This window comes from Vibrio hangzhouensis (genome assembly GCF_900107935.1).
GTDB lineage: Bacteria > Pseudomonadota > Gammaproteobacteria > Enterobacterales > Vibrionaceae > Vibrio > Vibrio hangzhouensis.
On sequence record NZ_FNVG01000017.1, the window covers coordinates 17109 to 41640 of the forward strand.

The following is a 24532-nucleotide window of genomic DNA, read 5'->3' on the forward strand; positions in this document are numbered from 1 at the left end:
AAACAGCAAAAACCAAGGTTAACTCTTTGTAAATAAGGCACTTTTATTCAGATCTTGATGTATAACTATGATCCTTAAAGGATCGAGCCATGTGGAAAACCTTCTTTACTACAAATTACAGAGAGCAGGATTATGTTCTAATCTCCCCTGACTAAATAGTGTACAAACACTAGATAGAAAAAAAGCGACATCAAAGATGTCGCCTAGCAAAATAGGTGGCGGTTGACTCAATCAACGAGTACGACAAACCAGCCAAAAAGCTATAAATACACTGGAAGCAATGTGAGCAATGTCGTGTCAAAAAGTTCCTAAGTTGAAGAATGATTTCCGCTCCTAACTGGAACAGAGCTCCTCTTAACCTTTCCCCTTAAGACAGATTAATAGTAATCATTCGCATTTGCGTCGTCAAGAACTAATTGCGAACTTTTCTCAATTAGCTTCAATTACTCGAAACAACACAGCCTCCTGCTTCTTGGAGGCACTCCACGGTGAAAAAAGCCGGTTTTGATAACCGGCCTTCTATTTACGTTCATTCACCCATTTACTTTAAATAGGATTTCGCTTCACCATTTTCTTCTGCCAGCCATTGAGCAACATCCTTAGCAAAATACGTCAGAATGCCATCCGCGCCCGCGCGCTTAAAACACAGCAGTGACTCAAGTACCGTTTCACGCTCTTTTAGCCATCCATTCTGAATTGCAGCCTTATGCATCGCATATTCGCCTGATACCTGATAGGCAAACGTAGGCACCTGAAGCTCGCTCTTCACACGGCGAACCACATCCAGATAAGGCATACCGGGCTTGACCATCACCATGTCCGCCCCTTCGTTCACGTCCATCGCTACTTCATGTAAGGCTTCGTCACTGTTAGCGGGATCCATTTGGTAGTTCTTTTTGTTTCCGCCTTTTAGATTAGACGCAGAACCGACGGCATCACGGAAAGGACCATAATAATTGGAGGCATACTTCGCCGAGTAAGCCATGATTTGAGTGTGAATGTGACCGGCTTCTTCCAGTGCTTCACGAATTCGACCGATTCGGCCATCCATCATGTCCGATGGTGCCACCACATCCGCCCCCGCTTCCGCATGTGACAAAGCCTGCTTGATCAACACTTCAGTCGTCTCATCGTTTTGGACATAACCGTCTTCGTCGATGATGCCGTCCTGACCATGCGTTGTGAACGGATCAAGCGCCACATCAGTGATCACGCCCATTTGTGGCACATTCTCTTTCAGAGAACGAACCGCGCGCTGTACTAATCCTTCCGGATTGTAGGCTTCAGCAGCACAGACGCTCTTCGCATCCTGATTCACCACAGGGAACAGAGCGATGGCGGGTACACCCAAATTCGCAAGGTATTCTGCCTGTTCCAACATCAAATCAATCGATAAACGCTCAACCCCTGGCATGGATTCCACCGTTTCACGGCGGTTTTTACCCATTAGAATAAACATTGGATAGATCAAATCATCTACCGACACTTTGTTCTCTGCCATTAAACGTCGGCTAAAGTCATGTTTGCGCATACGACGCATGCGTCGTGCTGGAAATTGACCTTGAATCGATACAGACACCTTTCTCTCCTTGTCTGGACAAATGCGAAAACCAAGCATAACACTCTCCCCTCATCATGCTAGTAGTAAAATTGGAAAATGCTAAACCACAAGCGATATACTTGCCCTATCACTTAAACGTACAGAATGACTTGCTAATGATGATTGATACCCATGCACACATTTACGCCACAGAGTTTGACAACGATCGTGACGAGGTTGTACAGCGTGCGATGGCTGCTGGCATAGAACACATTTTATTGCCAAACATTGATTTGGACTCTATACAGCCCATGCTGGCAACCGAAGCCGCTTATCCCCAGCTCTGCCGCTCAATGATGGGACTGCACCCGTGCTATGTGGATGCCAATGTCGATGAAACGCTTGCCGTTATTTATTCTTGGTTCGACAAGCATGATTTTGTGGCCGTCGGCGAAATTGGTATCGATTTATACTGGGATAAGACTTTCAGAGCGCAGCAAGAGCGTGCCTTTGTGACTCAGCTAAACTGGGCCAAAGAGAGAAATCTGCCCGTTGTGATTCACACACGAGACTCCATCGAAGAGACATTAGCACTGCTTCGCACTGAGCAAGATGGCCATTTACGTGGCGTATTCCACTGCTTTGGCGGAACCGTCGAAGAGGCGAAGGCCATCAGTGACCTCGGCTTTCACCTTGGATTGGGCGGCGTCTCTACCTTTAAAAATTCCGGTATGGACAAAGTGATCCCACATCTGGATATGAACCGGGTCATATTAGAAACAGACTGCCCCTATCTGGCACCCGTTCCACATCGAGGAAAACGTAACGAACCAGCCTACACTGAACTGGTCGCGAAGCGCATTGCTGAGATCAATGACATCAGCGTTACCGAAGTGCTAAACAAAACGACGGACAATGCAAAGACATTGTTTGATTTGTAACATTATATGACACGCATATCAAAAGTGTGACACTGGTTCAAAAATGATATGGCCTGGTTGCATATATCGGCGTATGATGAATCTGATATCCATATGCCAATAATCTAATAACAACAAAGGTATGTGCCCTAAATCCATGAACCAGGGGAGGTCGCATATGTGTGAACATGGAAACCTGCTACAACGACAAAAGCGCACGCTATGGCAAAAAATAAGGGGCATTAAAGAAATTTATGTCTGTTCTGGCTGTGGCCATGTCATCATTGTCAAATAAAAAAATAGCGGCCTCAGCCGCTATTTTCTCTTTCATTATTCTTGCTCTGATTCTTCTTGGTCTTTTCGGGTGTAAAAACGCGCAAAGAACAATCCAACTTCAAACAGCAAGCACATAGGGATCGCCAGCAAGGTTTGCGAAATCATGTCGGGAGGGGTGAGCAGCATCCCAATAACAAAAGCCCCAACCACAATGTAAGGACGTTTCTGTTTCAGGCTGTCAACATCGGTGGCTCCTGTCCAGCACAATAAGATGATGGCCACCGGTACTTCAAAAGCAATACCAAACGCTAAAAACAGCGCCAGTACAAAATCAAGATAGCTCGAAATATCAGTGGCAAACTCGACCCCACCTAAAGAAATCGCGGTAAAAAAGCCAAACACCAATGGAAAAACGACAAAGTAAGCAAACGCGACTCCGCAGTAAAACAGTAGTGAACTGGAAAACATCAGCGGCATCACCAGTTTTCGCTCATGCTTATACAGCCCGGGAGCGACAAACGCCCATACCTGATAAAGGATATAGGGAACCGCAATGAACACCGAAGCGATCAGAGTCAGCTTTAGCGGCGTAAAAAAAGGCGACGCAACATCAGTTGCAATCATTGTTGCCCCTTCAGGCAACCTCTCTACCAGTGGCTTGGAAACAAAATCATAGATGTCACCGGAAAAATAAACCAAAGCAAGAAACACCACCAGCACGGCAACAATGGCGCGCAACAAGCGATTTCTTAACTCAAGCAGGTGACTAATCAAAGGCTGTGTCTGTTCGACGGTAGACATGAAAACCTCGAATACAATCAAGCGGTCAGACAACTAACGCGCTTTCGCAATATAAAATGACAAGGGCTGAAACTCAGCCCTTATTTAGATTTCTTTCTGGAGACTCATTCTCAACAGGTTTGACCGACTCAGACGCAACCTCGGTTGTGCTGTCTTCTGGCGTTGTGGCCTTTGGCTTCTCATTCGCGTACGGACGAGTTACCTCTTGCGCAGCCTGTTTCAGTTCCTCTACCGAGCTTCTTAACTCAGGAGAGAGGTCTTCCATGCCCATTTTCTCAGCTTTTTTCAGATTCTCCTGAAGCTCTTGCACTTTAAGTTCGTGTGAAAGCTCATCTTTGACATTATTTGCCATTGCTTTCGCAGAGCTGATAAAACGAGAAACACTTCGGATAGCAGTTGGCAGTCGTTCCGGTCCCAGAACCACGAGGCCAACTACTGAGATGAGTACCAGTTCCCAAAAACCGATATCAAACACGAATTATGCCTGCTCTTTATCTTTCTTTGTTTCAGTCGAAGCGTCTGTCTTTTGCTGCTCAATGTTCTTTGGCTCAAAATCAGCATCTTTTGCGTCTGATTTATTTGCAGGCTCATCTTCGCTCATCGCTTTCTTGAAGCCTTTAACCGCACCACCTAAATCACCACCGATACCACGTAGTTTCTTAGTGCCAAACAACAAAATAACGATGACAGCAATAATAAGAAGTTGCCAAATACTAATACCACCCATTCTTTCTACCTCGGGTCTTGATTAACAATGAAAAATTAATACGAGTTTATCGCTTAACGCCTGTAAGTACGCCAACTTAACAGCCAAAATGTGATACCTGCAACGCCCGATACTACGGAGAGTTGTTGGTAAGGTCCTTCCAGCAATATGGCAGAGCATACGATTAAAGTTGCGCCAACACCAAACAAAAACTTGCCTGTCCCCTGTTGCCGCTTTGTTGCACGGTATCCTTGATACAGCATATCCATGCGCTGATTCATAGCCTTACCCTGTTTGAGGCTATCGTACAGTAACTCGGGAAGTTCCGGTAATTTTTCTGCCCAAAATGGAGCGCGCTCTTTAATTCCGTTAATGACCGCTTGCGGTCCAACCTGATTGGCCATCCATTCCTCTAAAAATGGTTTTGCCGTCTCCCATAAGTCTAGCTGTGGATAGAGCTGTCTGCCCAACCCCTCAATATAGAGCAACGTTTTCTGAAGCAGCACTAACTGAGGCTGAACTTCCATATTAAAACGACGCGCCGTATTGAACAGGTTTAACAGCACGTGACCAAATGAAATTTCACACAATGGCTTGGCGAATATCGGTTCACACACCATACGAATTGCAAACTCAAATTCATCGACATTGGTGTCCATCGGCACCCAACCCGAGTCCACATGCAGCTCTGCGACTTTACGGTAATCACGGTTAAAGAACGCCAGAAAGTTTTCTGCCAGATAGCGCTTATCTTCGCTGTTGAGCGTACCGACAATGCCGCAATCCAACCCGATCCATCTCGGGTTCTCCGGGTGGTCATAACTGACAAACACGTTACCGGGGTGCATGTCGGCGTGGAAGAAACTGTCCCGGAAGACCTGAGTAAAGAACACACTGACACCACGTTCCGCCAACAGCTTCATATCGGTGCCATTGGCTTCCAGAGCCGGGATGTCTGAAACCTGAATGCCATAGATTCGCTCCGAGACCATCAGGGTTTCACTGCTGAAGTCAGGCAGTACTTCCGGAACGTAAAGCTCTTCGCTGCCCTCAAAATTACGTCGAAGCTGAATGGCATTCGCCGCTTCGCGTCGAAGATCGAGTTCATCGAGTAAGGTTTTCTCATACTCGCGCACGACTTCCACCGGTTTGAGTCGACGTGCCTCAGGTAACACTTTAGCGACAATTCGAGCCATACGATACATCAGCTTGATATCCGCATCGATGACCGGGCGAATATCAGGACGGATAACTTTCAGAACAACTTCCTGTCCGGTCTCTCGATGTGTTGCCGTATGAACCTGAGCGATGGAGGCCGATGCAAGTGGTTCAATTTCAAAGTCATCAAACCATTGTTCAATAGGCCCACCCAGTGCGAGTTCCATCTGTGATTTGGCCAGGCGGCCGTCGAAAGGCGATACCTGATCTTGCAGCAAGGCCAACTGATCGGCAATGTGGGGTGGAAACAGATCACGGCGAGTCGACATCATCTGACCAAATTTGATCCAGACAGGCCCCAACTCTTGCAACGCCAACCTTAACCTTTCGCCCAACGGTTTGTCCGGGTGCTGGTTTTGCATCCAGAACAGCGACTTTCTGGCCAGAAGTGGAGCTTTAGTTAACTGATGGGTGGGTATCAGCTCATCAAGCCCATATTCAAGCTGAACCTTTACAATATGATACAGACGTTTCAATTCACTCGGTGTCATAAACGCTCCGAGTCATCAGTGGGCGCATTGACAGATTCCAGTAGGGCATCCAAACGCACATCCAATCGCTCGGCCTGACTGCGCAGTTCATCCACATCGTCACAAAACGCCGCAACCGCAAGAGGTGGCGGCGCGATCTTCCACTCTTCAGTAAGCACCTGACCGAAATGATCCTGATGCCTTGCTGCCTGAGCAGCAAAAAAAGCCATTACCCCTTTCGCGCCCTGTACAGCAGTGTGGGCCACAACGTCTCCAGTGACACGCGACAGCCATTCTTCAATATCCGGCTTGCAGTCCGTCAACAGCGCTGAGAACTTCTGAGCCAACTGAATGTCGCCCTCAAGCTCCAGCTTATCCTGCTTGATCAACTTGGTGATATTCGCCTGCTCTTTCAGCTCAGGCAGGACTGACAGATTAAGCGAAAGGTAGCAATTGGGTTCACCTTCGTAATTCGCCAACACATCCAGCTGATGGCTGAAGACAAACGTCAGTGATTTATTGAACTCACGCAAATGGATCTGTATCACCTGGCCTTTGAGTCTGGCTACGCGTTTTACTAACGCATCATCGTCTTGAATCAGGGTATTGAGTGTGGTTTCCACCACTGCAGTAACTAATGGGTCAAAGGGCATAGCTCATTCCTCAGAATTTGTATCCGCGGTGCAATGCCACAATGCCACCTGTCAGGTTAAAGTATTTGGTTTGCTCGAACCCAGCTTGCTGCATCATGTTTTCCAGTGTGCTCTGGTCCGGGTGCATACGAATAGATTCGGCAAGGTAACGATAGCTCTCGGCATCGTTCGCTACCAGTTCACCCATTTTTGGCAATAGATGGAATGAGTAGGCATCATAGATTTTTGACAGGGGATCCAGAATAGGCTTGGAAAATTCCAGTACTAATAAGCGGCCGCCAGGCTTCAGCACTCGGAACATAGAGCGCAGTGCTTTGTCTTTATCCGTCACGTTGCGCAGACAGAAGCTGATGGTGATGCAGTCAAAGTAGTTATCAGGGAAAGGCAATTCCTCTGCATTGGCCTGCACATAATGCACATTACCGACGATCCCGGTATCACGCAGTTTGTCACGACCGACATTCAGCATAGAATTGTTGATGTCTGCCAGAATTACGTGCCCTTGGTCGCCAACAATGCGTGAAAACTTAGCGGTTAAATCACCCGTACCACCACCAAGATCCAGAATACGCTGACCCGGTCTGGCCCCGCTACAATCAATAGTAAAACGCTTCCATAAACGATGTACACCGCCGGACATCAAATCGTTCATGATGTCGTATTTTGCCGCCACTGAGTGAAACACCTCAGCGACACGTGTGACTTTTTCTTCTTTCGCGACTGTCTCGAAACCAAAATGGGTGGTTTCCTGTTGCTGATTTAGCTGTTCTGATTGCACGTTACTATCCGTCATTATTCTTCCTCTTGAACGGTGCGACATCACCTGCACCGCAGACGGTCAGTTTACTTTATCCATGTCTGGTTGTCTTTCCACCAACGCATCATTTTGTGCAATTTCTGTGAGCGAAGGAGAAATTGATCGTTTTACTTCCACACCAAGCTGTTTAAAGCTTTCCGCCTGGCGGATCGCATTCCCTCTACCTGTCGCCAGTTTATTCATCGCCCCCTGGTAACTCTGGTTGGCTTTATCCAACGCACCGCCCAGCCCTTCCATATCATCGACAAATAAACGCAACTTATCATACAGTTTGCTGGCCTTGTCGGCGATAACCTGAGCATTCTGATTTTGTCGGTCATTGCGCCATAAGTTATCAATGGTGCGCAGGGCGACCAACAAGGTGGTCGGGCTGACCAATATAATATTGTTCTCCATCGCCTCCTTCACCAAACTCGGATCGGCCTGAATCGCCACCTGAAATGCCGGCTCCACCGGAATAAACATCAGGACATAATCCAGAGAACGAATGCCCTTCAGCTGATGATAATCTTTTTGCGACAGTCCCCGGATATGATTACGCAAAGCCAGCAAATGATCACTCAAGGCGCGCTCACGCTCGGAGTCCGAATCCGCATTGAAATAGCGTTCGTACGCCACCAGCACCATTTTGGAATCGATCACCACCTGTTTTTCTTGCGGTAACTGGACGATGACGTCGGGTTGAAAACGCTTACCAGCCTCGTTTTGTAAACTCACCTGCGTTTGGTACTCATGACCTTCACGCAATCCTGACTCCGCCAGAACCCGTGCCAGCACCACTTCTCCCCAGTTCCCTTGCTGTTTATTATCACCTTTAAGAGCCTGAGTCAGGTTCATCGCTTCTCTGGTCATCTGATCATTCAGTCGTTGCAGATTCTTCAGTTCATGAACTAAGGTGTGACGCTCTTTAGCTTCCTGACTAAAACTGTCGTTGACCTGCTTTTTAAACCCTTCTAACTGCTCTTTCAGTGGGGTCAAGATGCCTTCCAGACTTTGACGGTTCTGAGCGTCCACTTTGGCGGTCTTTGTCTCAAACACCTGGTTGGCCAGCCGCTCAAATTGTTCTTTCAGGCGCAGCTCTGATTGTTGCAGCAGCTCGAGTTTTTCCTGATCCGAGCGCTGCTGCTGCTGATAAGTCGCCAGTTGCTCTCGCAACTGAGCCTCAGATTGCGCGCGCTGTTGCTTGACCTGCTCCAGCTCTCCTGCGTATTGCTGGCGCTCCTGTTTGACGGCATCAAAGTAACGCAGCTTTTCCATAGCTGCCATCACCTTACCGTGCGCCTGCTTGAGTTCAAACGCCGACTTATCCCGTTCATCATCCAGCTGTTCCAGCTCTTGTCTCGCTTGCGTCAGTTCCTGATGCAAACGTGCTGTCTCACGTTCAAACGCGCTGTTCTCTAGTTGTGTCTTTTGCTCAAACATCTCCGCCATTTGGCGGGACTTGAAATGCAGCACGGCCGCGGCGGAGAATCCCAGGCAGGTTGAAATCGAAGTAATTGAAAGTAGGAGAGTTTGGTTGTCAATTATCCATTGCATTATTTGCTTACCATCCGAACAGGTACTAATGCTAATGGTAATTTATACTGGATAAATGTCCAGATATTTACAGGGTTCGCCGTCTGAGACGTGAATTGATGATGTCCTCGATAAGCTTCTGATCACGACAGGCTTTTTCGTAGTTCTGTTTCTTACGCCAACGCTCCAGCACCTGTTCGAGTCCATGAACCCGTGCCGCTTTTTGTTGCAGTTGCTTCTGCACTGACTGGCATTGTGCTTCCATGACGGCCTGCTCATGACGTTGGTGGTTGAGCATTTTTTGCAGCATTTGATCGACCAGGTTGAGGTTCATCAGACCAACACTGCAGGTTTTGGACGACCCACTGTAATTGAGCGCCTTTAACTCGGAAAGCGCAGTGAGTTGCTTCGCCAGATGCTCATTTTGATGACGCATTGCATCCAGTCGTGCGCCAATCTGATCGCGCTGCAACTCCTCAACCTGGGTCATCTTACCCACGGCACGAATCTTACTGTCCATGAGTCTGCCCCTGGAATAGATGTGCCAGCTCAGTCAGGCTGGTCGGAAAGTCCACCGATTCGCCAGCGCTCTGCAACAGATACCCTTTTAGCTGAGGATGCATCGCTACCGCCTGATCCAACTCGGGATCCTGTCCGGGCTGATACCCCCCTAATGGCAGTAATTCTTTAACCTGTAAGTAATTGGAGTAGAGCTGGCGAAATTGATTCGCTATGGTGCCGTGCACTTCCGGGGTACAGCCAGACATGCAGCGGCTGATTGAAGCGTTAATATCGATAGCAGGATAGTGCCCCTGCTCCGCCAGTTGCCGTGACAAAACCACATGACCATCGAGTATGGCACGTGCCGAATCGACCACAGGATCTTGCTGGTCATCGCCTTCGGCCAACACAGTATAAATGGCCGTCAGGCTGCCTTCCGGATGCTCACTGTTACCCGCACGCTCCAGTAGCTGTGGTAGCACGCTGAATACCGATGGTGGGTAGCCCCGAGAGGCCGGCGGCTCACCCAGTGCCAGAGCGATTTCTCGCTGGGCCATGGCATAACGAGTCAGTGAATCCATCAGCAACAGAACATCCTGCCCTTTATCACGAAAGTACTCCGCCACCCGATGACACAACAATGTGGCTCTGAGGCGCATCAACGGGGATTCATCCGCCGGTGCGGCGATGATGATGGCCTTTTTGCGCGCCTCGGGCGTCAGATTGCGCTCAATGAACTCCCGAACCTCACGGCCACGTTCACCAATCAATCCCACCACTATCACATCGGCTTCGGTGTTTTGCGTGATCATTCCCATCAGCACACTTTTACCGACCCCACTGCCTGCCATCAAACCTATCCGCTGGCCTTTACCCACGGTTAGCAAACCATTGATGGCCCGAACGCCAACGTCCAGTGGTGTATCCACCGGTCTGCGCTTCAAAGGGTTAATGGGTTTCGGCTCCAGTGACACTCGGTCTCCGCCCTTCAAAGGCACACCATCATCGAGCGCTTCACCTAAACCATTCACCACACGGCCTAACCAGTGACTGCCCAGATTCACCGAACTGTCACCATCTAACGGCACCACCTTGGCACCGGCGAACAAGCCACCCAATCGACGTACTGGCATCAGATAGGCGATGGTATGATCAAAACCCACAACCTGAGCTTCAATCATGTCCCCTTCATCGGTCTCAACCAGACAACGCTGCTCCAGTTTGAACCGGCATCCTACCGCCTGAAGCATCAGTCCATTCACTTTGACTAAACGCCCGGTCACCCTGGCGACCGGAATCAAATCCAGCGATGCAATCGCATCGTTGAGACGTTCGTTCAGTAATGGCGAAGTGGGGCTAGTCATGATTGTCTTCTAAATCGATGGGCGTAACTTCATCCAGCAGGTGCTCTTTCACCGCATCCATACAAGACTCCAGTCGGGAGTCACAGCTGGCATCCGCTTCCGCGTCTTCGGTGACCAGATGGCAACCGCCCACCGGCAGCTCTGGCTTGGCAACCAGTTTCCAGCCCTGAGCCAGTTCCGGATTTATCTGAGTAATACGCTCCAAATCCTGTGGATTCAGGTGTACCGTGACTTTTTCGGTTTTGCCTGGCATCGCATCGAGCGTTTCATCCACCAGTGCCAGAATTTGCTGTGGCATCAGGGTCAGCTCAGCACGGATCACCTGCTGCGCCACTTTTTGTACCAGCTCACAGATGATGTGTCTCTGCTGTTGCTCTTTCTCTTCCTGCCAGCGAGACAGCGACACGTAAATGTCATTGACCGGTTTGACCGCATCCATAAAGGCCTGCTTTCCCGACTGCTCACCCGACACAAAGCCTTGTTGAAAACCCTCTTTCTGACCTTCGAGCAGGCCTTGTTGTTTACCCTGCTCAATGCCCTGATTCAGACCCTCTCGATGGCCTCGCTCCAATCCTTGCTGAAACCCTTCTTCCAGACGTTGCTGAATATCCACCTGACTTGGGGATTCTTCCCATGAGAGATCGGCAGCAAACTCATCGACGCTACTTGGCTGGGCCAAAGGTGGGAAACGATGCTGTCTGTAGCCACTTGGCGGTAATCTGAAAACGGCTTTTTCCTTCATGGCTTACTCCACGGTCTGCTCTTGATACAGCGACAACTCGATTTCACCTGTCTCTGACAGCTCTTTTATGATCTGCATGATGTCATTGCGAGCTCGCTCCACGGCACTGACTGGGACCGCGCCTCTAATCTGCATATCATCTTCCAGTTGCTTCACCATACGCTGTGGCATCGAACGCTTAATGGCTTGTTGCAGAGTGATGTCGGCCCCTTTGAGTGCGATGGCCCAAAGCTCCATTGGTACCTGCTGCACCAGCGTGTCCATGGTGTCTTCGCGCTGACGGCCAAGTACCATAAAGTCAAACATGTTCTCTTCGATTTCTCCCACGACTTCTTCGTCATGCAACTTGAGCATTTCCATCAACATGGCGCGATCACCGGAGAAGCGGTTAATGATATCTGCCACCTGTTTGACACCGGACATCGGTGCGCTCTGGGTCACAGATACTTGCTCGATACAACGCTCAATCAGTTCATTGAGATCCGCCGCGACCTGATGGTCGATATCCTGTAAACGTGCAATGCGATACAAGAGTTCGTCGTGGTAATCCGATGGCAGATGGCTCAATACTGCAGAGGACGTTTCCGGTGGCAGATACGCAAGAAAAATGGCCTGCATTTGCGGGTGTTCTTTCGCCACAAAGCGAGCCAGTATCTCCGCATCCACCCACTGAAGGCGCTGCATATTATTGCGGACTTCATCACCGTACAGGTTATTGAGCAACCCTTTCGCCAAGTCGTTACCCAGCGCCTTACGCAGGGTATTCGACAGATACTCTTTAGACGCACCGCGAATACCGCTGTGCTGTCTGAAGTCTTCGAAGAAATGCTGGATCACTTTCTTCGCATTATCACTTTTAATGCCGCTCAGGCGTGCCATGGCTTTGGTGACACGCTGAGTTTCATCGCGAGAGAAGTGACGTAATACCTGCGCTGCCGCATCCTCGCCCATACCTAAAAGGACGAGAGCGGTTTTCTCAACATGACTAAGCGTGGCTGGCATTGGCTGAGCTGTTTTCATTCACATTTACCCATTGTTTAAGTACTTCTGCTACACGCTCAGGCTCTTCTGTGGCAATAAGCTGTAGATGTTTAAGTTGAATCTCCAGTGGAGAGCCCGGAGGAGGCAACATATCACTGCTGGCATCCAGTCCTGAGGAGGTGGATTCGATACCTCGCTCTGACAATCGGCGATTGAGCATTTCTTCACGCTCTCGCTCTTCACGGGTCTGGATATTTTCCTGATATTCTTCTTCCTGTGGCTCGGCAAACTCAAGCTCTTGTCCCTGTCTGTCAGCACCGGTGAGGTGCATGATCAGCGGTCGCAGTACGAAGAAAATCATCGCCATTCCCAGCATGCCACCAATTACATAACGCAGTGGCTGCTGTACGGTAGGATCCTGCCACCAAGGCATCGCAGGTGGCGCTTCAATTTCTACCGGGGTAAAGTTGAAGCTCATCAGACTCATGCTGTCGCCGCGATCCGCTGAAATGCCCACGGCGTCGGAAATCATGGTCGAGATCTGTGTACGCTCAGCTTCGGTCCAGGCGGTACCATTGGGTGCTGCACTTTCATTAAGCAGGACTGAGACACTTAACTTAGAAATCTGTCCCTGCTGATACTGAGTGCGACGTACACTGCTACCAACGGCATACTGACGATTAAGTTCACTGCGTGCATTGGTGTTCTGACTGTCGTTTGTCGGCACTTCACCAGTAACTGGAGGCTGATTGCTCAATGAACCCGGGATTCCCAGAGCGATCTTGTCGACGGTATTGTTGTGGATGCTATGTTCATTGCGTACTACCGGGTTGGAATCCAGAATTTCCTGCGTTTCTTCTACCCGACTGAAGTCCATATCTGCGGCTACCTGAACTCGATAGTTGCTTGGGCCGACAATCGGCGTCAGCATATCGGCGGCACGCTGAATGATCTGCTTCTCCACGTTCTTCTGATATTCAAGGTATTTGGCATTGACCTTACCCGACTCCGCAGATCCCACATCCGCGCTGAGCAAACGACCGTACTGGTCAATAACAGAAACAAACTCCGGTTTCATACCTGTCACACTGCCCACCACCAGATTGACGATGGCTTCAACCTGGTCCGGTTTCAGATCTTCACCCGGTTTGAGTTCAATCATGACTGATGCCGATGGATCCTCTCCCTGCTGACGAACAAACAAGGTCTGGCGAGGAATGGCAAGATGGACTCGGGCATTGGAAATTGCGTTCAGAGAGATAATGGTTCGGACCAACTCCCCTTCCAGACCATGTCGGTAGCGCGCATTTTCCATAAACTGGCTGGTACCCAGAGAGCTGTCTTCTTTAAGCGAATCCAGACCAGTCGGCAACTGAGCTTTCACGCCCTTGGCAGCCAACAGCATGCGGATCTTAGCCACCTGCCCTTCAGCAACCAACACCTGGCCGTTTTGCTCCTGGAGACGATAGGCAATGCCTTCGGATTCCAGTACCGAAACAATCTCGCCAATATCAAAGCGTTCCTGCTGACTATAGAGCGGACGATAACTCTGGGATGAACTCCAAAGGGCGACGACAATGATGGCGGCAACGATGGCAGCCAGCACCGCTGACAGCACCAGGTTACGCTGAGAACTGGACCAAAGCTGCTTAAGCTTGGTATTGACATCATTCATGCTGGGTGAAGATGTCGACTTAGGCGCAACATCAATCGGGCTGGTTGCGGCGACAGTTTGAGGTGCTAATTCTGACATGTTCTACACCGGCATCTTCATAATATCTTCAAACGACGCAACAACCTTGTTGCGAACCTGCATCAGCGCTGAGAAAGACAGGCTGGCTTTTTGACTGGCGATCATAGCGCCAACCAGATCATCACTTTGTCCCGTCTCAACGGCTGTCATTTTTTGCGACGCGACAGATTGGTGCTGATTCACCATATCCAACACGTTCTTCATCGCCCCCGAGAACGCCATCGGTTCATTCACCTTATTCACATCCATCGGGTTGTTTGAAACCACAAAATCAGGCTGCACGTGTTGCTGCATCGCCTGCATTTTGGTCAGCATTAATTGCTCTGCGGATAACGCATTATTTATCGGTTGCATCGCCATCAAAATTCTCCTTTACGCAGCCGAGCCGATAGCCGACTGTAGATCGATTCCTTGTTCTCGCATTGCGGCTAACTTGTAGCGCAATGCTCGTGTAGAAACCCCTAGAGCGTCCGCCGTTTTGGTTCGGTTTCCGCCAAATTGACGTAGTTTTTCTAAAATGAATTGGAACTCTGCTTGCTTCTTCACTTCGACATGACCCATGGCGCTCTCCTGCACCGCAAAAGTGCTGGTTGGCATATCGATTGGCAGCATGAGATCCTGAGCCGTAACGTAGTCACCGTGGCGCATAACCAGCGCACGCTGAATCACATTCTCAAGCTCACGAATGTTACCCGGCCAGTGATAGTGGCTCAGAGCCTGTTGCGCATCTTTGGACAGGTGACAATTGGTTTGCTCTTTGTATTTATTAATGAAGAACTGACTGATGGGCAGAATGTCTTCTTTGCGGTCGCGCAGAGGTGGCCAGTGCAGCGGCAGTACATCGAGGCGATAATAAAGATCTTCTCTAAATGTGCCCTTTTGCACTTCGTGGCGCAGATCTTTATTGGTTGCTGCGATTACCCGAATGTCCAGAGCGATCGACTTATGACTGCCCACGCGCTCCACTTCGCGCTCCTGAAGCACACGCAGAAGCTTCGCCTGCACCGCAGGAGACATCTCACCGATTTCGTCCAGCAGAATCGTTCCGCCATTGGCCTCTTCAAACTTGCCACTCTGTGAACCGGTTGCACCAGTAAATGCGCCCTTAACGTGGCCGAATAACACCGCCTCCAACATGGACTCCGGAATCGCGGCACAGTTGACGGCGATAAATGGCTGCTGACTGCGTGGCGACTGGTCATGGACATAACGTGCCAGCACCTCTTTTCCTGTCCCCGATTCTCCGGTGATCAGGACACTGGCGCTGGTACAGGCCGCTCGGTGCGCCAGTTGCAATACTTGTTTACTGCGCCAGGACTCCGCAACAATGTTTGCCATCGGTTTCTCCAACGCTTCAACACGCTGGATCAGATTAACAAGTTGTGCAGATTCGAATGGACGAAGCAGATAATCGGTTGCCCCGGCCTTCATTGATTCTGCGGCCAGAATGCCCTGATCCTGCTCGACAATGGCAATGGCTACTCCCGAATTGTTCTTGCGCTGATGGCAGGCAATCCATTCACGAATACTCATATCCGGCAAGTTTGAGCTGACCAGACTGATAGAAGCTGCGGGTTTAAGCAGCGCAGCACGCCCCGTCCTTACGTGCGTCACGTCAAAACCCTGTTGAGTGAGTAACTCAATAATAGGCTTAGCGTTTAGCTCACAAGGCTCAACGAATAGAATGTCCTTTTTCATTTATTGAACCTCCGTCTTCATATCCGTTGAAGACGCTGACTGATTAGAAGGCTGTCGCACAATTCGTACTGTAACGCGACGGTTTTTCGCTTGACCAAACTCGGTCTCATTACTACTGACCGGATAACGCGCACCATGCGCTCGTACTTCAATAAGATTTTCAGGCGTACCCAATTCATTAAGTACACTGGCAACGTCATCGGCACGTACTCTGGAAATCTGTAGATTGCTTATCGACGAACCGACGTTGTCGGTATGACCATCAACCAATACCCTGGCCACCTTGTCATCGGCTTTGATATAACTCGCAAGAGACTGCAGGGTTTTGCGCTGCTCACTGGAGACCACGCGCTGGCCAAACTCAAATTTCAATACCACATCTCTTGCCTGGGTGTAGTTCATTTGCGGCAATTCCGTACGACACTCATTGAAACGAACATAAGCCTGCTCAATACGCGTAGACGGCAGAACGTAAGCATCTCCGTAAACATGGGTATCCTGCATTGAGCTGACACGAATCCATGCCCCTTTGGTCACAGCGGCCAGTAATTGGTCAATATCCACATCGAAGATGGCATATCCCCGGGCAGTTTTAGCAGCCTCATCGATTGCGACATGCTCAGTGGGTGTCTGCCAGGGTGGCGACAGCTGAAACAGTTGAGCGCGCTTAATGGGTTTATTGGGTAAATGTAATACTGCGGATATCTGGTCATTCGGTTCCGCATGGAAGTAAAACTTCCCCATGTTATTTGGCAATGAATGACTAAGCTGACACTCGAATTCTCCTTCGACGGCTTGCCAGTCCACTAAATCCATCGGAATATTTACTTCCGCCGCCTGTGAGACCTTAATCCCAAAAATAGCCGCTATAAATAACACCAAAAGATACATTCTATTAACAGCAAAACTTAGACAATGTATTTTACGCTCCCCTGACCAAGTTAATTTGGGAGATAATGAAAAATAATATTTTTTAACCAAGCCATAGATCATATTGCTATCCATTTATGTCTCATTCACATAATACATAGAAATCTAATTTCATATGCATGCGACGTTTTATAAATTCTCTGGGCAAGCCTTATAAAACATAAATTTAGGTAAAGCACTCATTCTGTTCTCTGATATAGAAAGGCTTGGCGGCTAAAATTTGGCCGAAAAAACCCTTCAGATATAGTTATTATTTTATTAAGCTACCTGTATTTATTTTATATTTAAAGGCGCTTTATATAGCGTAAACAAACATATGAACCAACTTCACAAATTTACATTCGAGGGCTAAAAATAAATAAAAAAACCGGAGTAGACTGACGAAATATGATGACTTGTTATTAATTAACAACATCAGGTTACATTCGACACCTTCTCAGATTACATTTGGTAAAGATATGGATATGCAAAAAGCAGAGCTACCAATTCAGGTGCAAACTCTTAATGTGGAATTACTTGGCAAGCCAATTCATATCATCAGGAATAAACTTGAAGATTTACTGACTGGGTCATGCCAAACCCTGAGTCTGGAGTTACAGTCCTGGCTTAAGACGCAACATGTCACCGTCACTCTGCAGGAGGTCACTCTCACCGAACTACCTGTTTCCGACATGCAAGCATCAAGCACTTCGGTGCTCAAACACAACGAGAGTGGCATGCTCTACGTCGCCATGGTTCCGGCGATGCTGATGCGTCTTTCTGATCAATTTTACGGTGCCGATATAGAACGCAGTAGTGACGATTTAACCAATAGCGATCTCAGGCTGTTGCATCGTATGGCGAAATGCACGTCCACATGGGTCGCCCCGTCATCTGCCTGGCAGCAACACGAATTCGAAATGACGGCGGGTGTAGGCATCGCAGCCACACTGGTGATAGACGTCAATGGGCAACAGGCTTTACTGAAACTCACCCTGGACAGTGCTCTGATACAAACGCTCATTGATGAACTGGAGCTCGATGCCAATCCACACATCGCCAGTGATTTCTGTCATGCACTGCAGAAAACCCCTGTGCGATTAAATGTACAGCTAAGCAAGACCATCTTGCCGCTAACCCAAGTCCTCGAACTGAAAGCTAACGATATCCTGCCTATTGAGTTACTGACTCAAACGCCTGTGCATATCGGTAAGGAACGACTGTTCACCGGACGGGTTGCAGAGCAAGAAGGACAACTCGTATTAATTATAAATGATGATAAGGATACCAACCGATGAGCGATTCGACAGAGCAAAATGTCTTCGACGGTGACGAACTGCGCTTCGATGACTTTCAACTTGAAGATTTTGATACCGAAGCACCGCTAGCGGCTCCTGTGCAGTCGGAACGCGATTTGAGCTTTTTCAAAAATATCCCGGTCACGGTGACGCTGGAAGTGGCGAGCAAGGAAATCGCGCTTGGTGATCTGATGTCGGCGGGAGAAGGCAGCATTATCGAACTGGATAAACTCAACGGCGAACCGTTGGACGTCAAAGTGAATGGCTCTCTGATGGGGCACGCCGAGGTTGTGGTGGTCAACGAAAAGTATGGCCTGCGACTGATTGACGTCGTGGATTCTGCACTCACTTCAATGGGCCAGTAACTCGTGTTACTTCGCACCAACGCACTGCACCGGTGGCTTGTCGGCGGCATTCTGCTCATCCTGCTGAGCTTGTTGGCTCAGCCAGCGCTGGCAGACAGCGGGCTCACCTTCCTGACGGTCAATGACGGACAGTCAGAGCAAGAGTACAGCGTCAAGCTGCAGATCTTGCTGTTGATGACCGCACTGAGCTTCCTGCCTGCCTTTATCCTGATGGCCACCAGCTTCACTCGCATTATTGTGGTGCTGGCAATACTGCGTCAGGCTCTGGGCCTGCAGCAAAGCCCACCCAACCGGGTACTGATCGGCATTGCGCTGAGTCTGAGCATTTTGATTATGCGTCCCGTGTGGAGTGACATCTACGAGCACGCTTTTGTGCCTTATGATCAGGGTGAAATCACCCTGATGCAGGCCTTTACTACCGCAGAAAAACCGGTTCGAAACTTTATGCTGGCGCAAACACAGCGCAACTCGCTTGAGCAGATGTTGCGCATTGCCAACGAACCGGTGGACTCGAACGTGGAGGAGATCTCCTTTGCTATCGTCCTGCCCGCCTTTGTTATCAGTGAATTGAAGACCGCTTTTCAAATCGGTTTCATGCTGTTTATTCCGTTCCTTATCATTGACTTAGTCGTTGCCAGTGTTCTGATGGCCATGGGTATGATGATGTTATCACCGCTGATAGTGTCTTTGCCGTTCAAACTGGTAGTGTTCGTTTTGGTCGATGGCTGGGCAATGACGGTCGGCACACTGTCAGCCAGCTTTGGTACTGGATAAGAAGGTAACGCATGACTCCCGAACTCACAGTTACGCTCTTCTCCAATGCAGTCTGGCTTATCATCAACATCGTTTTGGTGTTGATAGTGCCGGGCCTGCTGGTTGGTCTGGTGATTGCCATCTTCCAGGCTGCGACACAAATTCAGGAACAGACACTGAGCTTTTTGCCAAAACTGCTGGCGACCTTATTGATGGTGATCTTTGCCGGCCACTGGATGCTGCGCAAAATCATGGAACTGTTTGATTATCTGTTCCACAACATTCCGGGGATGATTGGTTAATGCAGATCACGTTCGCCGAAATATCTCAATGGTTAGGTCAGTTATGGTGGCCCTTTTTCAGGATTGGGGCCGCCTTTCTGGCCATGCCATTTTTCGGTGATGCGTTAATTCCTGTCTGGGTAAGAGCCTTGCTGGCTTTGTCCATTGTGGTCATCACGGCGCCACTGATGCCAACCATGCCTGCGGTGGATCTATTTTCAATGACCTCGCTGTTTCTCGCTTTTGAACAGGCGATGTGGGGACTGTTCTTTGGCCTGATACTGCACCTGTTTTTTACCATATTTACCATGCTGGGCCAGATCGTCTCCCTGCAGATGGGTCTGGGCATGGCCATCATGAACGATCCGGTCAACGGCTTATCCGTTGCCATACTTGGCCGTATTTTCCTTCTGCTTTGTACACTGCTGTTTCTCTCCCTTGAAGGACACCTATTGGTGATCGACATTCTGGTGCAGAGCTTTGTCGTCTGGCCGGTTGGCTCAGGGATCAGCATTCTGTCACTGGACAACATCGTGTCACTGTTTGGCTGGATGTTTGCGTCGGCACTGGCTCTCGCCCTGCCCGCTATAGTCTCCATGCTGCTTGCTAACATCAGCTTTGGTGTGATGAACCGCGCGGCACCGAGTCTTAACGTTTACGCGCTGGGTTTTCCGATGACCATGTTACTTGGTCTGTTCAGCGTGCTGCTGACGGTCAGTGGTATTCCCAGCCGCTATACCGCGCTGGTCCATGAAACCTTGAGTCATCTAAACCGGTTTATGGTGGGGGGCGCATGAGCGAGCAGTCGAGTCAGGATAAAACCGAAAAAGCCTCGCCCCAGAAAATCAAGAAAGCGAGGCAAGAGGGACAAATACCCAGAGCCAAAGAATTCACTACCGCAGTCCTGTTTCTGATCGTGGCTATCTATTTTTATAGCCAGTTGGGCTCAATTTGGGAGCACATTTCCGGGGTATTCCGCTACAACATGACGCTGACGCGTCAGGATCTGGATAACCCAAAACAGATGCTGGAACAGCTGGGTGAGAGTTTGGGTATCATCATCGAAATGCTACTGCCGATGTTTGTGGTGATTGTGATCGCCGCCACTGGCAGCAGTCTGATACTCGGGGGCTGGATGTTCCGCCCGGCTAATGTGCAACCCAAACTGAGCAAACTGAATCCCCTTTCCGGGGTCAAACGCATGTTTTCCACCCGCTCTCTGGTAGAGCTACTGAAATCATCGTTGAAAGTGATGGTGATTTTTGCGCTGTTATACAGCTACTTAAGCAGTAATTTCTCGCAGCTTCTGGGGATGCAGAAGCTGACTCTGACCCAGGGCATTACTATGGTGATGACCATCCTGTTTGAAGGTCTGCTGCTTATGGGGGTAGCACTACTTATCTTTGGCGTCATCGACATTCCCTACCAGCGCTGGGAGCACCTCAAACAGCTCAAGATGACCAAGCAGGAACTCAAAGAAGAGTACAAGAACAACGAAGGTCGTCCGGAAGTCAAACAGCGAATCCGCCAAATTCAGCAGCAGTTTGCCCGTCGTAAAATTGATAAAGCCGTGCCTAAAGCCGATGTAGTGATCACCAACCCAACGCACTACGCCGTCGCGCTCAAATACGACACCAGCTTATCCGATGCCCCCTTTGTGGTGGCCAAAGGCATCGATGAAACCGCGATGCACATTCAACGAATTGCCAGAGAGAATCAGGTGGAGATTTTGCACTCGCCACCGTTAACACGTTCGATTTACTACACCACGGCCATTGAGCAGGCGATTCCCAGCCAGCTGTATATCGCCGTGGCACACATTTTAACGTATGTGATGCAACTGAAAGCCTTTCGCCAAGGCTCGGGAGAAAAACCATTACCGCTTCCGCCATTTTCGATTCCAAAACACTTGCAGCACTAATGGATAACCAGAAGAAGTAACAAAGGAACTATCATGTTGAATCGTCTTAAACAATTTAGACGCTCCGGAAAAGGCTACATCGGCATCCCTATCGTGCTGCTGATGATACTGGCAATGGTGATTCTGCCCCTGCCACCTTTACTGCTCGATGCGCTGTTTACATTTAACATTGTACTGGCGATCCTGGTACTTCTGGTCAGTACCACGGCCAAACGGCCACTCGACTTCTCGATTTTCCCAACGATTCTGTTGATTGCCACCCTGATGCGACTCACCCTGAACGTGGCCTCGACCCGTATTGTCCTGCTTGAAGGTCACAATGGTGGCGATGCGGCCGGTAAGGTCATTCAGGCCTTCGGTGAAGTGGTAATCGGCGGCAACTACGTCGTGGGTATGGTGATTTTCGTCATCCTGATGATCATTAACTTCGTGGTGATCACCAAAGGTGGTGAACGTATTTCTGAAGTTTCTGCACGTTTTACCCTGGATGCCTTGCCGGGTAAGCAGATGGCCATCGACGCCGATCTGAACGCTGGCCTTATCGATCAGGACGCGGCACGCACCCGACGAAAAGAAGTCGCCAACGAAGCCGATTTCCACGGCTCTATGGACGGTGCCTCCAAGTTTGTCCGTGGTGATGCGGTTGCCGGTTTGATGATCCTGTTTATCAACATCATTGGTGGTATCAGCATCGGTGTGTTTGAGCACGGCCTGCCTGCGTCAGAAGCCTTTAAAACTTATGCTCTGCTAACCATTGGTGATGGTCTGGTCGCGCAAATCCCATCGCTATTGCTGGCCACTGCCGCTGCCATTATCGTAACACGTATCAATGACAGCGATAACGACATGGCGGATACGATGCAGCAGCAGTTACTGGCAACGCCAGCGACACTGTTTACGGTTGCCGGTATCATGTTGGTGATTGGTCTGGTACCAGGGATGCCTCACCTGGCCTTCTTTACCTTCTCAGCCGTGCTGGCTTTTGCTGGCTGGCGACAGTCGAAAGCCCCTGCCATCGACCCGCAACTGGACCAAGTTGAGGCGATTTCGGCCGCGATGCAAGCCGATAAGGACCAACCGCTGTCATGGGAAGACATCCCTCATATACACAGCCTGTCGTTGGCACTGGGTTATCGTCTGGTGCATCTGGTCAACAAAGAGCAAGGAGCTCCACTGACACAGCGTATCCGCGGGGTTCGAAAAAACCTGTCCGAGCAGGTTGGCTTTCTGGTTCCCGAAGTCAGTATTCGCGACAATCTGAGCCTTAAACCGAGCCAATATACGCTCTCCTTGAATGGTGAAATTATTGAAGAGGGCTTTATTGAACCGGATCGTCTGATGGCCATTGCGGTTGGTGAAACTTACGGAGAAGTCGATGGTATTCTCGGCAGCGATCCCGCTTACCACTTACCGGCGGTGTGGATCGAACATAAAGACAAAGCCAGAGCACTGAATATGGGCTATCAGGTTGTCGATGACGCCACCGTGATTGCGACCCACATCAGCAAAGTGATGAAGACTCACCTGGCCGAGCTGTTTACCCATGATGATGTCGATGCGATGAACCTGCGACTGACCCAACAGGCGCCCAAACTTGCAGAAGCATTAGGTGCAGCTTTAAACCCAGCGCAGCAGCTAAAGGTGTACAGACACTTACTGCTTGATCAGGTACCACTTAAGGATATTCGCACCATTGCCAATACCATGCTGGAATCAGCGGAAAACACCAAAGATCCGATTTTACTGGCGGCCGATGTGCGCTGTGCACTGCGCCGTACACTGGTCAATCTGGTTGCCGGGCAGCGAAAAGAGCTTAACGTGTATGCACTGTCTGATGAACTGGAACAGATGCTGATGACATCCTTACAGCAGGCTCAGGCCAGTGGCAGCGTGATGCTGGACAGCTTCCCAATTGAACCGAACATTCTTAGCCAATTCCAGCAGAACCTGCCGCTGATCAAACAGCAGCTCAAACAGCAGGGCCTTGCGCCTATTCTGCTGGTCATGCCTCAATTAAGACCACTCATCGCTCGTTATGCCCGCACCTTCTCGCAGGGGCTGGCGGTATTGTCCTATAACGAGATCCCCGAAAACAAACAGATAAATGTGGTAGGAAACCTTGGATAATCTAACTTCAAACCAAGCGCTGTATCGTTACCTGCACCAGTTAATTGAGCAGCACATCGTCACGGAAGACGACCAAATCATCTTTGACGCCTATGAAAACAACGACATTCGCCATGCCTGTCAGGCCATTCGTGATACCAAGCAGGGGGAGGTAGAGTTCCAACACCTCACCCTGCGTTTTGGAAGTCAGGGGGAGCAGAGTGTCTATCAGTTTGACCTATCGGAAAATATGCGTTTCTGTCTCGACTTGTACAGCCTGTACCTGGCAGTGCGTCAGACCAAGTTCCAGATAGAAACCTTTCATCCTGACTTGATCAGCAATGTGGTGGTTCCCATCAGTATTGATGCGCTGTTATGGGAGCCGGGTGAACATTTTCTCAAACAGGTAATTCGCTATCATGCCGGCGCGTTTTACCACATCATTCCCTCGCTACAGGTGAATTTTCCCACCACGTTGCATCAGCGTATCCCCGCGTTAGTGGAAAAGTTAAAAGAGCGAGCCTACGCGCTGTGGTTTGATGTCGACCCGGCAAAGGGAACCTTCGAGCAACTGCTGAGTTTTGAGCCTGACGCCCTGAAAGTGGCCGTCACCATCGAAAATAAGCAAGACCGCACCCGTCTGATCCCGCTGGTGAAATTCTGTCGCAGTCACAAACTCCACTGGGTAGCAGGTCGTATCAGCAATCAGGATGAACTGACCCAGTTTAAGCGTTTAGGCGCCAATTATTACTTTGGCTACTTCAGTGATATCCCGACGTCGATGTCGTTCAAATCGTTCGGCGATGCGGGGAATGAAGAGTTTTAAAAGGCTTCAGGGCCCAGGATCCATGGTCCTGGGCCTGAATCCCTTGAACTAAGTTCACACTTTCCTTCCCAATTTCAATAAATTGCCACTTTTTTTTCTTTTTCGGTTAATGCTCAGA

General features: G+C 49.5%; 24 protein-coding genes and 1 pseudogene. 9 read left to right on the top strand and 16 right to left on the bottom strand.

Going from position 1 to position 24532, the window contains the following annotated elements; translation table 11 throughout:
• Nucleotides 1-541: 541 nt before the first annotated feature.
• On the bottom strand, nt 542-1579 hold the full coding sequence (hemB, locus tag C4S60_RS16010; RefSeq protein WP_103881366.1) for a porphobilinogen synthase: 1038 nt from the start codon (nt 1577-1579) through the stop codon (nt 542-544).
• Between the two features lie 140 nt (nt 1580-1719).
• Here hemB and C4S60_RS16015 point away from each other — a divergent pair, with 140 nt between their 5' ends.
• Complete coding sequence (locus tag C4S60_RS16015) at nt 1720-2481, top strand: TatD family hydrolase (protein WP_103881448.1); 762 nt, start codon at nt 1720-1722, stop codon at nt 2479-2481.
• Between the two features lie 309 nt (nt 2482-2790).
• Here the strand turns inward: C4S60_RS16015 and tatC are convergent, their stop codons facing one another.
• From tatC to C4S60_RS16090, 15 genes and pseudogenes are all read right to left on the bottom strand, one after another.
• Nucleotides 2791-3537, bottom strand: a complete 747-nt coding sequence (gene tatC, locus C4S60_RS16020) for a twin-arginine translocase subunit TatC (RefSeq protein ID WP_103881449.1) — start codon at nt 3535-3537, stop codon at nt 2791-2793.
• Nucleotides 3538-3610: 73 nt separating this feature from the next.
• Complete coding sequence (tatB, locus tag C4S60_RS16025; RefSeq protein WP_103881367.1) at nt 3611-4012, bottom strand: Sec-independent protein translocase protein TatB; 402 nt, start codon at nt 4010-4012, stop codon at nt 3611-3613.
• A 3-nt stretch (nt 4013-4015) separates the two neighbouring features.
• Complete coding sequence (gene tatA, locus C4S60_RS16030; protein ID WP_103881368.1) at nt 4016-4264, bottom strand: Sec-independent protein translocase subunit TatA; 249 nt, start codon at nt 4262-4264, stop codon at nt 4016-4018.
• A 53-nt stretch (nt 4265-4317) separates the two neighbouring features.
• Complete coding sequence (gene ubiB / locus C4S60_RS16035; protein ID WP_103881369.1) at nt 4318-5952, bottom strand: ubiquinone biosynthesis regulatory protein kinase UbiB; 1635 nt, start codon at nt 5950-5952, stop codon at nt 4318-4320.
• Complete coding sequence (locus tag C4S60_RS16040) at nt 5949-6584, bottom strand: ubiquinone biosynthesis accessory factor UbiJ (RefSeq protein WP_103881370.1); 636 nt, start codon at nt 6582-6584, stop codon at nt 5949-5951. The genes ubiB and C4S60_RS16040 overlap by 4 nt, the downstream gene beginning before the upstream one ends.
• A gap of 10 nt (nt 6585-6594) precedes the next feature.
• Nucleotides 6595-7377: a bifunctional demethylmenaquinone methyltransferase/2-methoxy-6-polyprenyl-1,4-benzoquinol methylase UbiE gene (gene ubiE, locus C4S60_RS16045; protein WP_103881371.1), complete on the bottom strand. Its 783-nt coding sequence runs from the start codon at nt 7375-7377 to the stop codon at nt 6595-6597.
• 45 nt (nt 7378-7422) lie between these two features.
• Nucleotides 7423-8754 (bottom strand): annotated as a pseudogene (gene rmuC, locus C4S60_RS16050) (DNA recombination protein RmuC); the annotation flags it as partial.
• Nucleotides 8755-9004: 250 nt separating this feature from the next.
• Entirely contained in the window at nt 9005-9436 is a 432-nt protein-coding gene (gene fliJ / locus C4S60_RS16055; protein WP_103881373.1) for a flagellar export protein FliJ, read from the bottom strand.
• On the bottom strand, nt 9426-10781 hold the full coding sequence (gene fliI / locus C4S60_RS16060; RefSeq protein ID WP_103881374.1) for a flagellar protein export ATPase FliI: 1356 nt from the start codon (nt 10779-10781) through the stop codon (nt 9426-9428). Before fliI ends, fliJ begins: the two co-directional genes overlap by 11 nt.
• Nucleotides 10774-11523 carry a flagellar assembly protein FliH gene (gene fliH, locus C4S60_RS16065; RefSeq protein WP_103881375.1) on the bottom strand — a complete coding sequence of 250 codons (750 nt, stop codon included), beginning with the start codon at nt 11521-11523 and terminating at the stop codon, nt 10774-10776. Before fliH ends, fliI begins: the two co-directional genes overlap by 8 nt.
• Before the next feature lie 3 nt (nt 11524-11526).
• Nucleotides 11527-12543, bottom strand: a complete 1017-nt coding sequence (locus C4S60_RS16070; RefSeq protein ID WP_103881376.1) for a flagellar motor switch protein FliG — start codon at nt 12541-12543, stop codon at nt 11527-11529.
• Entirely contained in the window at nt 12509-14257 is a 1749-nt protein-coding gene (fliF, locus tag C4S60_RS16075) for a flagellar basal-body MS-ring/collar protein FliF (protein WP_103881377.1), read from the bottom strand. The genes C4S60_RS16070 and fliF overlap by 35 nt, the downstream gene beginning before the upstream one ends.
• A gap of 3 nt (nt 14258-14260) precedes the next feature.
• Nucleotides 14261-14617 carry a flagellar hook-basal body complex protein FliE gene (gene fliE, locus C4S60_RS16080; RefSeq protein ID WP_103881378.1) on the bottom strand — a complete coding sequence of 119 codons (357 nt, stop codon included), beginning with the start codon at nt 14615-14617 and terminating at the stop codon, nt 14261-14263.
• Between the two features lie 12 nt (nt 14618-14629).
• Entirely contained in the window at nt 14630-15955 is a 1326-nt protein-coding gene (locus C4S60_RS16085; RefSeq protein ID WP_103881379.1) for a sigma-54-dependent transcriptional regulator, read from the bottom strand.
• Nucleotides 15956-16834, bottom strand: a complete 879-nt coding sequence (locus tag C4S60_RS16090) for a MotY family protein (RefSeq protein WP_160111374.1) — start codon at nt 16832-16834, stop codon at nt 15956-15958.
• Nucleotides 16835-17343: 509 nt separating this feature from the next.
• Between C4S60_RS16090 and C4S60_RS16095 the strand changes: the two genes are divergently transcribed.
• From C4S60_RS16095 to C4S60_RS16130, 8 genes are read left to right on the top strand one after another with little or no spacing between them, the layout of a single operon-like run.
• Complete coding sequence (locus C4S60_RS16095; RefSeq protein WP_103881381.1) at nt 17344-18162, top strand: FliM/FliN family flagellar motor switch protein; 819 nt, start codon at nt 17344-17346, stop codon at nt 18160-18162.
• Nucleotides 18159-18527 (top strand): flagellar motor switch protein FliN, encoded by a 369-nt coding sequence (gene fliN, locus C4S60_RS16100; protein WP_103881382.1) that lies wholly within the window; start codon nt 18159-18161, stop codon nt 18525-18527. The genes C4S60_RS16095 and fliN overlap by 4 nt, the downstream gene beginning before the upstream one ends.
• Before the next feature lie 3 nt (nt 18528-18530).
• Nucleotides 18531-19301: a flagellar type III secretion system pore protein FliP gene (gene fliP / locus C4S60_RS16105; protein ID WP_103881383.1), complete on the top strand. Its 771-nt coding sequence runs from the start codon at nt 18531-18533 to the stop codon at nt 19299-19301.
• 11 nt (nt 19302-19312) lie between these two features.
• The gene (gene fliQ, locus C4S60_RS16110; protein ID WP_103881384.1) at nt 19313-19582 is read left to right on the top strand and encodes a flagellar biosynthesis protein FliQ; all 270 of its coding nucleotides are present in this window, start codon (nt 19313-19315) and stop codon (nt 19580-19582) included.
• Complete coding sequence (gene fliR, locus C4S60_RS16115) at nt 19582-20358, top strand: flagellar biosynthetic protein FliR (protein WP_103881385.1); 777 nt, start codon at nt 19582-19584, stop codon at nt 20356-20358. Before fliQ ends, fliR begins: the two co-directional genes overlap by 1 nt.
• Nucleotides 20355-21482: a flagellar biosynthesis protein FlhB gene (gene flhB / locus C4S60_RS16120; RefSeq protein WP_103881386.1), complete on the top strand. Its 1128-nt coding sequence runs from the start codon at nt 20355-20357 to the stop codon at nt 21480-21482. Before fliR ends, flhB begins: the two co-directional genes overlap by 4 nt.
• Nucleotides 21483-21515: 33 nt before the next feature.
• A complete protein-coding gene (flhA, locus tag C4S60_RS16125; protein WP_103881387.1) occupies nt 21516-23609 on the top strand; it encodes a flagellar biosynthesis protein FlhA in 2094 nt (697 codons plus the stop codon).
• Nucleotides 23602-24414, top strand: a complete 813-nt coding sequence (locus C4S60_RS16130) for an EAL domain-containing protein (RefSeq protein WP_103881388.1) — start codon at nt 23602-23604, stop codon at nt 24412-24414. Before flhA ends, C4S60_RS16130 begins: the two co-directional genes overlap by 8 nt.
• Nucleotides 24415-24532 lie beyond the last annotated feature (118 nt).